Source organism: Streptomyces anatolicus (assembly GCF_019400875.1).
Taxonomy (GTDB): domain Bacteria; phylum Actinomycetota; class Actinomycetes; order Streptomycetales; family Streptomycetaceae; genus Streptomyces; species Streptomyces anatolicus.
Window position 1 is genome coordinate 1 of sequence record NZ_WMBF01000190.1, and the last position, 11,881, is coordinate 11,881.

Annotated in this window: 8 protein-coding genes and 1 pseudogene; 8 read left to right on the forward strand and 1 reads right to left on the reverse strand. The window is 72.5% G+C overall.

The genetic code is table 11. From position 1 onward, the window contains the following. The 6 genes and pseudogenes from GKQ77_RS33445 to GKQ77_RS18150 all read left to right on the forward strand — a co-directional run. Positions 1-241 (forward strand): annotated as a pseudogene (locus tag GKQ77_RS33445) (DUF5685 family protein); the annotation flags it as partial. A 454-nt stretch (positions 242-695) separates the two neighbouring features. Next, on the forward strand, positions 696-1,547 hold the full coding sequence (locus GKQ77_RS18130; RefSeq protein ID WP_219689845.1) for an LLM class flavin-dependent oxidoreductase: 852 nt from the start codon (positions 696-698) through the stop codon (positions 1,545-1,547). Between the two features lie 5 nt (positions 1,548-1,552). Then, a complete protein-coding gene (locus GKQ77_RS18135; protein ID WP_219689846.1) occupies positions 1,553-2,413 on the forward strand; it encodes a DUF1684 domain-containing protein in 861 nt (286 codons plus the stop codon). Positions 2,414-2,614: 201 nt separating this feature from the next. Continuing rightward, positions 2,615-3,520: a S1 family peptidase gene (locus GKQ77_RS18140; RefSeq protein WP_219689849.1), complete on the forward strand. Its 906-nt coding sequence runs from the start codon at positions 2,615-2,617 to the stop codon at positions 3,518-3,520. Between the two features lie 170 nt (positions 3,521-3,690). Next, complete coding sequence (locus tag GKQ77_RS18145; RefSeq protein ID WP_219689851.1) at positions 3,691-4,527, forward strand: slipin family protein; 837 nt, start codon at positions 3,691-3,693, stop codon at positions 4,525-4,527. Between the two features lie 303 nt (positions 4,528-4,830). After that, a complete protein-coding gene (locus GKQ77_RS18150) occupies positions 4,831-5,913 on the forward strand; it encodes a S1 family peptidase (RefSeq protein WP_219689852.1) in 1,083 nt (360 codons plus the stop codon). Positions 5,914-6,016: 103 nt separating this feature from the next. On the opposite strand, the gene GKQ77_RS18155 is transcribed toward GKQ77_RS18150, so the two are convergent. Beyond that, positions 6,017-7,066, reverse strand: a complete 1,050-nt coding sequence (locus GKQ77_RS18155) for an ABC-2 transporter permease (protein ID WP_219689853.1) — start codon at positions 7,064-7,066, stop codon at positions 6,017-6,019. 174 nt (positions 7,067-7,240) lie between these two features. On the opposite strand from GKQ77_RS18155, the gene GKQ77_RS18160 reads away from it, so the two are divergent. Beyond that, positions 7,241-10,684: a DNA polymerase III subunit alpha gene (locus tag GKQ77_RS18160; RefSeq protein ID WP_219689855.1), complete on the forward strand. Its 3,444-nt coding sequence runs from the start codon at positions 7,241-7,243 to the stop codon at positions 10,682-10,684. 149 nt (positions 10,685-10,833) lie between these two features. Next, positions 10,834-11,808 carry a DNA polymerase Y family protein gene (locus GKQ77_RS18165; protein WP_219689857.1) on the forward strand — a complete coding sequence of 325 codons (975 nt, stop codon included), beginning with the start codon at positions 10,834-10,836 and terminating at the stop codon, positions 11,806-11,808. The last annotated feature ends 73 nt before the right edge of the window (positions 11,809-11,881 follow it).

The window sequence follows — 11,881 nt, forward strand, 5'->3', positions numbered from 1 at the left end:
GTTCGGGGGTGGGCCCGCGTTCGAGCCCCAGCCGCCGAAGCCCGGCAAGCGCGGCTTCTGGGCGGGGTGTGCCGTCGCCACCGGGCTCTGCTGCACCTGCAAGATGTGCTGCGCCGACGAGTACGAAGGTCCCTGGTCCCGCAAGAAGCGCGAGGGCTGCTGCAGCAACTGCGACTGTGACGGAGGCTGCTGCAGCAGCTGCGAGTGCTGCTCCTGTTGCTCCTGCTGCGACTGCGGGTAGCAGGGGGCGCACGAGGAGAGGTGTCGCGCCGCTCACGGCGGGCGGAGCCGTGAGGTGGCTGTCCAGGATGTGAGCGTTGCGTCTCATGGCAGTTGACGTGGATTCGGATGCCTGTTCCACTTGGCCCATGCATCCGCAGCGGTGGCTGGTCACGCGCTCCCACATCGACCTCGGTCGAGTGTGGTCGGCGTCTTGTTGATGCCCGCCTGAGCCCCGACGCCCTGCGCTTCACGCACCGCCCGTCCTTCATGCCCTTTGTGCCCTGCTGGGCTGAGGGGCTGGTCCGTGTCCCGTGAAGGTGCCACCCGTGTTCGATCCCCGGTATCCACGGAGCCTTCCGCATGTCTTCTTACGCCTTTTCCTGTGCTTCTTCCTGTGCCTCTTCCTGCATCTCTTTCCGCGCCTTCGCCGGAATCCTGGATCGGCCCGCCCCGGAGAAGGGCGCCCACGCCCGATGACCGCGTCCGCCGGGCGCGGCCCGCTCCATCTCGCCGCCGCCCTCGACAGGCCCGGCGCCCATGAAGCCGCCCCCTACGCCGAGTTGGCCGAGCTGAGCGAGTTGGCCGAGCGCGGGGCGCTGGACTTCGTGACGCTCGGGGGCGGGTCCGACGCGCTCGCCGTGGCCGCGAGGATCGCGCCCCGCACCGGGCGCGTCGGGCTCGTCCCGGCCGTCCCGGCGATCCCGACGGCACCGGCCGCCCTCGACCGGGTCAGCGGCGGCCGGGCCGGCTGGCTCCTGGACGCGTCCGCGGCCGAGGCCGAAGCCCGGCTCTTCGGGTCGCGCTGCCCCGCGCCCCACGAGGAACCTCCCCATGACCACCCCGTGCGGGTCGTCGACGCCACTGCCGCGCCCGCCCGCGAGACGGCCGCCCGGCATGCGGACGTCGCCCTGGTGCGGGCCGCCTCCGCCCGCCAGGCCGACGCCGCGCGGGCCGAACTGCGCTGTCTGGCGGGGGAGTTAGGGCGCGACCCGGACACGCTGCGGGTGTTCGCCGCGCTCGTCGTCGACCTCGGGGGCGGCGAGTGCGCCGCGGCGCCGGGCCACGGGGGAGGGCCGCGGCCCACCGCCGAGGGGCCCGCGTACCGGGGCGGGCCCGTCGACCTGGCCGAGCTGATCGCCGACTGGCACCGCGCGGGCGCCGTGGACGGCTTCCACCTCACGCCCGTCGAGCCGCGCCGCGACCTGGAGCGGCTCGTCAACGGAACCGTCGCGCTGCTCCAGCACCGCGGTCTGTTCCGCACCTTCTATCCGGGCAGCACGCTCCGGGACCACCTCGGGTTGCGCGTGCCCGTATGGAAGGGTTGATCACCATGAGCACCGAGAACGCCCCGAACGCCGAGAGCACCGAGGGTGCCGAGAGCGCCGCGCATGCCGGGAACGCCGCCGACGTAGACCCCGTACGGGAGTGGCGGCACTGGCACGAACAGCGCACCGCGACGGTCTCCGCCCCCTACGGGCCGCTCTCCCTCACCGGCACGCACTGGCTCGCGGATCATCCGGATGGTTCAATTCCGGACATCCCTGGGCGGTGGGTCGAGGCTCCTGACGCCGTCGTCCTGACCGCCCGCCCCGAGGACCGCCTGACCGTCGACGGAGAGCCCCTGACCGGCGAGGTCCGGCTGGGCGCCGACAGCGGTCCGGCCGCCGCCGCCCGCGTCGCGCACGGGGAGCGCAGGCTCGTGGTCATCCACCGCGAAGGCCTCTGGGCGGTGCGCGACTTCGACCCGGGCGCCGCCACGCGCCACGCCTTCAAGGGCATCGACGCCACCGCGTACGACGAGCGCTGGGCGGTGCCGGGACGCTTCACGCCCTACGCCGAGAGCCGCTCGGTGAGGGTCGGCAACGCGGACGGCAAGGAGCGTGACCTCGGTCTCGGCGGTGAGCTGTCCTTCCGCCTCGGGGGAGTCGAGCACACCCTCCAGGTCAGCGTCGAGGCGGACGGCTCGCTCTGGGCCGTCTTCGCGGACGCCACCAGCGGAACCTCCAGCTACCGCTTCCGTTTTCTGCGCCCCGCCGCACCCGACGCCGAGGGGCGCACCACGGTCGACTTCAACCGGGCGCTGCTGCCCCCGTGCGCCTTCGCCGACCACTTCATCTGCCCCTTCCCGCCGCCCGGCAACACCCTGGTCACCGAGGTCGCGGCGGGAGAGCGAAGCCTCCTCGGCCACTGAGCCGGTGCCGAGGAGGAGGAGAAACGAAGGCCGGTCGTCGGCCGAAAGGCGCCCTTGTGCGGCCGGTCCTCACCCCCCAATACTCCCGAGCAGCGCTTGTCAGGGGCACGGCATATCCGGAATCCGGGCCTGCTCTTTGGCTGCGCCTCACGGGTCCTCAACCCACAAGGACCCACTGACTTCCCTCGGGAGGGAACACACGTGAGGATCAAGCGCACCATCCCCCACACCGGCCTGGCGAGACACACCCGTCTGCTCGCGATAGCCACCGGCCTCGTCGCCGCCGGAGCGCTCGCCGTGCCCGCGGCCGGCGCACACGAGGGCGTGACCACCTTCAGCGCATCCCAGCTGGAACAGGCCAGCGACGCCGTGCTCGACGCCGATGTCGCGGGCACCGCCTGGGGCATCGACCCGAAGACCAAGCGGGTCGTCGTCACCGCGGACAGCACGGTCTCCAAGTCCGAGATCGCCGAGCTGAAGGCGGCCGCCGGGTCCAACGCCGACGCCCTGAAGATCGAGCGCACCTCCGGCAAGTTCCAGAAGTACATCTCCGGCGGCGACGCCATCTACGCGAGCAGCTGGCGCTGTTCGCTCGGCTTCAACGTGCGCAACAGCGCGGGCGCCTACTACTTCCTGACCGCCGGGCACTGCACGGACGGCGCGACGACCTGGTGGGCCAACTCGGCGAAGACCACCGTCCTTGGCACCACGTCGGGCTCCAGCTTCCCGACCAACGACTACGGGATCGTGCGTTACACCAACGACTCGATCACCAAGTCCGGCACCGTGGGCAGCCAGGACATCACCCGCGCCGCCGACCCCACCGTCGGGCAGAGCGTCACCCGGCGCGGCTCCACCACCGGCACGCACAGCGGTCGGGTCACCGCGCTGAACCAGACCGTCAACTACGGCGGCGGCGACGTCGTCTACGGCATGATCAAGACCACGGTCTGCGCCGAGCCCGGCGACAGCGGCGGCCCGCTGTACTCCGGCACCACCGCGCTCGGTCTGACCTCCGGCGGCAGTGGCAACTGCTCGTCCGGCGGCACCACGTTCTTCCAGCCGGTCACCGAGGCGCTGCGCGCCTACGGCGTCAGCGTCTACTGAGACCGCGTAGCGGGTGATCTCGTGACCCCGTGATCGACGGCATGATGAGCCCCCGCCCGGCTTCCGGGCGGGGGCTCGCCCTCTTCCGACGGGGTCTCGCCCTCGTCCGGCGGGCGAGCTACCTTCGAAGTGCACGCCCAACACGCCCACTTCGGACCCTGGGGGCCGGCATGGTCGAGGAGCTGGTGGTGGCGGGAGCGCTCGCGGGGTCCGCCGCGGCGGTCTATGTGGCGGCGGCGGCGCGCGTCGTCAAGCAGTACGAGCGCGGTGTGGTGCTGCGGCTCGGAAAGCTCCAGCACGGGGTGCGCGGGCCGGGGTTCACCATGATCGTGCCTTTCGTGGACCGGCTCCGTAAGGTCAACATGCAGATCGTGACGATGCCCGTGCCCGCCCAGGACGGCATCACGCGCGACAACGTCACGGTGCGGGTGGACGCGGTCATCTACTTCAAGGTGGTGGACGCCGCCGAGGCCGTCGTACAGGTGGAGGACTACCGCTTCGCGGTCTCGCAGATGGCGCAGACCTCGCTGCGCTCCATCATCGGCAAGAGCGACCTGGACGATCTGCTCTCCAACCGCGAAAAGCTCAACCAGGGCCTGGAGTTGATGATCGACAGCCCGGCCATCGGCTGGGGCGTGCAGATCGACCGCGTCGAGATCAAGGACGTATCCCTGCCCGAGACGATGAAGCGGTCCATGGCGCGGCAGGCCGAGGCCGACCGCGAGCGGCGGGCCCGCGTCATCAACGCCGACGCCGAGCTGCAGGCGTCCAAGAAGCTCGCCGAGGCCGCCCACGAGATGGCGGAGGAGCCGGCCGCGCTCCAACTGCGGCTGCTGCAGACCGTGGTGGCCGTCGCCGCGGAGAAGAACTCCACCCTCGTCCTGCCCTTCCCCGTGGAACTGCTCCGCTTCCTGGAGCGGGCCCAGCAGGCTCTGCCCCAACCGCAGCCGCAATCTCAACCGCAGCCGCCGCAGCAGCAGCCACCGGCGAAAACCGGACAGGACTAGTCCTCACTGGTTGACGATCACCCCTTGGCTCACAGTGGTGACGAAGAGAACCCCGCCGTGGTGCGAGGGGGTCGCGCGATGAGTGAGGGGCGCACTGGACTTGTCGTGTGCGCGTCCTGAAGTGGACCTTGTGTGCGACCGCAAGGCGTCGGGATAGTGGGCTTGGCACATTGGCATGGACGCGCCTATCGCAGCGGGTGAACTCCGCTGTCCCGGCGTGGCCCTTCCGGTGCCGAGTACGCCTCACGCCCCGTCAGGCCCCCACGCCGACCGGGGCGTTCCCCCCACAGGAGGTCGTGAGTTTTGAAGCACCGACGCATACCCAAGCGGCGTGCCGCCGTGGCAGGCGCGGGCATCGCCGCGCTGTTCGCCGCGGGGATCACCTTTCAGACTGCGAACGCGAGCGAGGGCTCGCCCGAACCCACACCGGACATCCTCTCGGTCGCGAAGGCCGGGAAGCTCGCCGCGTCCCTGGACAAGGATCTCGGCGCGGACGCCGCGGGCACGTACTACGACGCCAAGGCCAAGGCCCTCGTCGTGAACGTGCTGAACAAGAGCGCGGCGGACACCGTCGAGTCGGCGGGCGGCAAGGCCAGAATCGTCGAGAACTCCCTGGCGGAGCTGGAGAGTGCCCGCGCCACGCTCGACAAGAAGGCGGCCGTGCCCGGCACCTCCTGGGCGATGGACCCGGCCACGAACAAGGTCGTCGTCACGGCGGACCGCACGGTCAAGGGCGCCGAGCTGGCGAAAGTCGGCTCGATCGTGAAGAGCCTCGGCGGCAAGGCCGAACTCAGGCGCAGCAAGGGCGAGTACAAGGCGTTCCTCGCCGGCGGCGACGCGATCTGGGGCGGCGGCTCGCGCTGCTCGCTCGGCTTCAACGTCGTCAAGGGCGGCGAGCCGCACTTCCTGACGGCGGGCCACTGCGGCAACGCGGTCAAGAGCTGGTCCGACTCGCAGGGCGGCCAGGAGATCGGCACCACCCAGGAGTCGAGCTTCCCGGGCAACGACTACGCCCTCGTGAAGTACACGGCAGACACCCCGCACCCCAGCGAGGTGAACCTCTACAACGGCAGCACCCAGGCGATCAGCAAGGCGGGCGAGGCCACGGTCGGGCAGAAGGTGCAGCGCAGCGGCAGCACCACCCAGCTGCACGACGGTGAGGTCACCGCGCTGAACGCCACGGTGAACTACCAGGAAGGCCAGGTCGACGGTCTGATCCAGACCACGGTCTGCGCGGAGCCCGGCGACAGCGGCGGCGCGCTCTTCGCCGGTGACACCGCGCTGGGTCTCACCTCGGGCGGCAGCGGCGACTGCTCCTCCGGGGGTGAGACCTTCTTCCAGCCGGTGCCGGAGGCGTTGAGCGCCTACGGCGCGGAAATCGGCTGAGGCTGCCGGACGCTGTGAGCCCCGCCCCCGTGACCTGCGGGGGCGGGGCTCACGTGTCTGACCGCGGGTCGGATCGGGCCGGGCGCGCAGTTCCTCGCGCCCCTTAGAGGGCGCTGGTCCTGCCGTAGTTCGTGCCGCTGAGGTCGATCGAGCCGTTGGCCGGCCGTCCGCGCCGGGCGGACATGACGAGGGTGACGACGACGCCGACGAGCGCCCAGGCGCCCAGGACGAGGAGCGGTCCGGTGATCGCGTTCCCCTCGAAGTACGCGAGGGAGCGTGCCGTCCAGGTGCCCGCGCCCGGTGGCAGCCAGGGCCCGATCGCCTTCCAGAAGGCGGGCAGCATCGGCAGCGGGAAGGCGCCGCCCGCGCTCGGGTTGCCCCCGATGACGATGATGAGCACGGCGAGGCCGATGCCCATGATGCCGGTGAGCGCCTGGAGGGCGAGCGTGATCGCGCCGACCCCGAAGACGATCAGGGCGCCGAGGCCCCACAGCCCCATGACGCTGCCGGGCAGCGCGCCGAGGATCGGCCCGATGATGACCGCGCCGCCGAGGCCGCCGACGATCGAGTAGAGCGCCATGGTGCCGAGCCTCATGACCGCGCGCGGCAGGTTGGCGGCCCGGGAGCCCGTGCTGATCGCGAGGATCGACGCGCACAGGTAGCCGCCGACGCACCAGCCGACGACCAGGTAGAAGGACGACAGGCCGTTGAAGTCCTTGTCCGATGCCGCGGCCACGTCCACGGTCTTCACCGTGCGCTTCTCGGCCGCGTCGGCCTCGGTGAGGAGCGTGGTCAGGGTGCGGGAGAGCGCGGTGCCGCCGCCGGAGGCGACCAGGAGCGTGTCGGTCGTGCCGCGCGGGTCGACGACCAGGGCGCCGTCGATGTCGCGGTGCATGATCTGGCGGCGCGCCGTGGCCTCGTCCTTGAGGACGCGGGTGTCCAGCGGGTCACCGGGGAGCTTCTCCAGCCGGTCGGCGGTCTCCTTCGCCGCGGGGCCCGGTGCGACCACGGCGAAGGCCACGTCCTTTGGTCTCGGATCGTGCAGCGCGCCCACGTAGGAGGCGATGAACAGCAGCTGCAGGGCGAGTACGCCGATGACGAGCAGGGCTGCTCGCAGGGTGACGGCGCTCTTCAATTCGTCGGCGAACCTCATGCCCCCACGCTCCGGGGCGACGGTCGTTCCCGCAGGTGGGATGGGCCGAACGGGCGACTCCGGGGGTGTTCGGGGAGGGCCCTCGCACACGTGTCGTACATGCGTTCGAAACTTGGTCTATGGTGGAGGTGGGGGATACGAGATCGGATCGGTTCAGGGTTACAGGAGGTGCGTGTGCCCGGCTTCACGCATCTGCACACCGCTTCCGGGTTCTCCCTGCGGTACGGCGCCTCGCACCCGGAACGGCTCGCCGAGCGCGCCGCCGACCGGGGCATGGACGCCCTCGCGCTCACCGACCGCGACACCCTCGCGGGCACGGTCCGGTTCGCCAAGGCCTGCGCGAAAGCGGGGGTGCGGCCACTGTTCGGCACCGAGCTGGCGGTGGGGGCGCCCGCCCCGGCCAAGGGCGAGCGGCGGCGGGTCCCCGTGCGCGGCGGCGCCTTCATCGACGAGTCGACCCCGCGCGTGACCTACCTCGCCCGGGACGGCGCCACGGGCTGGGCCGCCCTCTGCCACCTGGTCACCGCCGCGCACCGGGCGGGCGCCGACGGCACCGGGGGACAGCCCGTCCTGCCGTGGGAGGAGAACCACGGCGAGGGCCTGACCGTGCTGCTCGGACCCGCATCCGACGTGGGGCGCGCGCTCGCCGCGGGCCGCCCGGACCGGGCCGCCCGGCTCCTCGTGCCCTGGCGCGAGCGGTACGGCGACGACCTGCGCCTGGAGTCCGTCTGGCACGACCGCAAGGGCACGGGCCCCGGCTCGCTCCGGCTGGCCGCGCGCACCGTCGGCTTCGCCGCCGAACAGGGCGTACGACCCGTCCTGAGCAACGCCGTGCGCTACGCCGACGCCGGGCAGGGCCCCGTCGCCGACGTCCTGGACGCCGCCCGCCGCCTCGTCCCCGTCGACCCCACCAAGGGACTCGACGGCGGCGAACGGTGGCTGAAGGGCGCGGACGCCATGCTGCGCGCCGCCGAGCGGATCGTCGAGGCCGCCGGATTCCGCCGCGACACCGCGCACCGCCTGATCGAACAGACCCAGGCGGCGGCCGCCGCGTGCCTGGTCGACCCCGAGGACGACCTCGGCATCGGCTCCGTGCACTTCCCCGAGCCGCGCCTGGTCGGCGCCGGACGCCGCACCGCGCAGCGCGTCCTCGCCTCCCGGGCGGCGGCCGGCATGGTGCTGCGCGGCTACGACTCCCGGCGCGCGTACTGGGAGCGGATGCACCACGAGCTGGACATCATCGCCCACCACGGTTTCGCCTCCTACTTCCTCACCGTCGCCCAAGTCGTCGACGACGTACGCGACTTGGGTGTACGGGTCGCGGCGCGCGGCTCCGGCGCCGGGTCCCTCGTCAACCACCTCATCGGCATCGCGCACGCCGACCCCGTCGAACACGGGCTGCTCATGGAGCGGTTCCTGTCCAAGCGGCGGCACGTCCTGCCGGACATCGACATCGACGTCGAGTCGGCCCGCCGCATCGAGGTCTACCGCGCGATCATCGGCCGCTTCGGCACCGAGCGGGTCGCGACGGTCGCCATGCCCGAGACCTACCGCGTGCGGCACGCCGTACGCGATGTGGGCGCCGCCCTGTCCATGGACCCGGCCGAGATCGACAAGATCGCCAAGGCGTTCCCGCACATCCGTGCGCGCGACGCCCGCGCCGCCCTGGAGGAGCTGCCCGAACTGCGGGCGGTCGCCGAGGAGCTGGGCGGCCGCGACCGGCTGTGGGAGCTGGTCGAGGCGCTTGACGCGCTGCCGCGCGGCGTCGCCATGCACCCGTGCGGGGTGCTGCTCTCCGACTCCTCGCTGCTCGCGCGTACGCCCGTGGTGCCCACCAGCGGCGAGGGCCTGCCGATGTCGCAGTTCGACAAGGACGACGTCGAGGAGCTGGGCCTGCTCAAGCTGGACGTGCTCGGTGTGCGGATGCAGTCGGCGATGGCGCACGCCGTGGCGGAGACCGAGCGGGCCACGGGGGAGCGGGTCGACCTGGACGCGGTACCGCCGGGCGACCCGGCGACGTATCAGCTCATCAAGTCCACCGAGACGCTCGGCTGCTTCCAGATCGAGTCGCCGGGCCAGCGCGACCTGGTCGGACGGCTTCAGCCCTCGACCTTCCACGACCTCGTGGTGGACATCTCCCTGTTCCGGCCGGGCCCGGTCGCGGCCGACATGGTGCGGCCCTTCATCGAGGCCAGGCACGGCCGCGCGCCCGTGCGCTTCCCGCACCCGGACCTCGCGGAACCGCTGAAGGAGACGTACGGCGTCGTCGTCTTCCATGAGCAGATCATCCACATCGTGGACATCATGACCGGCTGCGGGCGCGACGAGGCGGACCGGGTGCGGCGCGGGCTCTCCGACCCCGAGTCGCAGGGGCGCATCCGGTTCTGGTTCGCGCAGCACGCGGCGGCCAAGGGGTACGACGCCGAGACGATCGCCCGCACCTGGGAGATCGTCGAGGCCTTCGGTTCGTACGGTTTCTGCAAGGCGCACGCGGTCGCCTTCGCCGTGCCGACGTACCAGTCGGCGTGGCTGAAGGCCCATCACCCGGCCGCCTTCTACGCCGGGTTGCTCACGCACGACCCCGGGATGTACCCGAAGCGGCTGCTGCTCGCGGACGCGCGGCGGCGAGGGGTGCCGATCCTTCCGCTGGACGTGAACCGGTCGGCGGTCGCTCACCGTATCGAACTGGTGTCCGAACCCCGGGAAGTGTGGGGCCTGCGGCTCGCCCTCTCCGACGTCCACGGCATCAGCGAGGCCGAGGCCGCGCGGATCGCGGACGGACAGCCGTACGCCTCGCTCGTCGACTTCTGGGAGCGGGCCCGCCCCTCCAAACCGGTCGCCCAGCGGCTCGCGCAGGTCGGCGCGCTCGACGCGTTCGGCGCCAACCGGCGCGATCTGCAACTGCACCTGGCCGAGCTGCGGCGCGGCAGCCGAGGGACGGCCGGTGGTCAGCTCCCGCTGGCGGGCGGGCGGAGGACGGCCCCCGCCGGGCTGCCCGACCTCGACGACGCGGAGCGGCTCAGCGCCGAGCTGGGTGTCCTCGGTATGGACTCCTCGCGCCACCTCATGGGCGACCACCGCGACTTCCTCGCGGAGCTGGGCGTGCTCAGCGCCCGGCGGCTGCGGGAGGCCGAGCACGGGGCGACCGTCCTGGTCGCGGGGGCCAAGGCGGCCACGCAGACCCCGCCGATCCGCTCCGGCAAGCGGGTCATCTTCACCACCCTCGACGACGGTACGGGCCTGGTCGACCTGGCCTTCTTCGACGACGCGCACGAGAGGTGCGCGCACACCGTCTTCCACTCCTGGCTGCTGCTGGTGCGCGGGGTGGTGCAGCGCCGCGGGTCGCGCAGCCTCAGCGTGGTCGGCGCGGCGGCGTGGAACCTCGCGGAGCTGGCGGAGGTGCGCAAGGAGGGCGGGCTCGACGCGGTGGCGCTGCGGTTGGCGGAGCCGGAGCGGGAGCGGGAACCGGAGGCTCCGGATGCCGTGGCGGGTGGGCGGCGCATTCGTATGGCCACGGGGTACGAGATGCATCCCTGGGCGGATCTCCGTCCGGCGGGCGAGGGCGCGGCGGGCGCTCACCGGAAGCTGTGGCATCAGAGTCCGGGGAGTGCGGGATGAGCGGGGAGGTGAACGAGGAGGCGGAGGAGGAGGTGAAGGAGGAGGTGAACGGCGAGATGGCCGGAGTGGCCGGTGAGGTGACCGGAGCGGCTGGCGAGGTGACCGGAGTGACCGGAGTGACCGGAGCAGCCGGCGAGGTGGCCGGTGAGGTGAACACCCTGTGCGTACGCTTCCTGCTGACGCCCATGTACGAGGCCGTCCTGCCCCAACTGCTCGCCCTGCTCGGCGAGTTCACCCCGCAGGTGGAGGCGCTTCTGCCGGATGGCGCGCTCATGGACGTGAGCGGCGCGCGGCGCTACTTCGGGCGGAGCGCCGTCGAGCTGGCCGCGCTGATCCGCGTACGGACCCTCGCGCTGTACGGCGTGGAGTGCGCGATCGGCGCCGGGCCGAGCCCGATGCTGGCGCGGATGGCCCTGCGCGGAGCCGCGCCGGGCGTGACCCGAGCGGTTCCCGAAGGCCCGGACGGCGTACGGGAGTTCCTCGCCGATCGGCCGGTCGGCGAGCTGCCCGGCATCGGCCGCGCCACCGCCCGCACCCTGTGCGAGTACGGCCTCGACTCCCTCGGGAAGGTCGCCGCCGCACCGCTGTCCACCCTCCAGCGACTGGTCGGCGCCCGCGCGGGCCGCGAGCTGCGCGAGAAGGCGCGGGGCATCGACCGCACCCGGGTCGTGCCGAACTCCGCCGCGCGCTCGCTCGCCGTCGAACGCCCCTTCCCCCGCGATGAGTTGGACCCCTTCCGGCACCGCCGCGCCCTCCTGTCGGGCGCCGAGGAGCTGGGCGTCAGGATGCGCGGCGAGGAGCAGGTGTGCCGCGCGCTGACGCTCACCGTGCGGTACGCGGACCGCTCCACGACCGTGCGGACCCGGACCCTGCCGGAGCCGACCGCGCACTCCACCGCGCTGACCACGGCCGCGTACCGCATGTACGAGGCGCTAGGCCTCCAACGGGCCCGGGTGCGTGCCGTCGCCCTGCGCGCCGAGGGGCTCGGACCGGCCGAACACGCCTCCCACCAGCTGACGTTCGATCCGGCGGACGAGAAGGCCCGCCGGATCGAGGAGGTGGCGGACCGGGCGAGGGAGAAGTTCGGACCGGGCGCGATCGTGCCGGGGACGCTGGCGGCGTGAGCCCGGCACTCGGGGGCGCCGGACGTTCCCGCCCTGCACGCGAAGCCGAACGCCCCCGCCCCGCCCGCGAAGC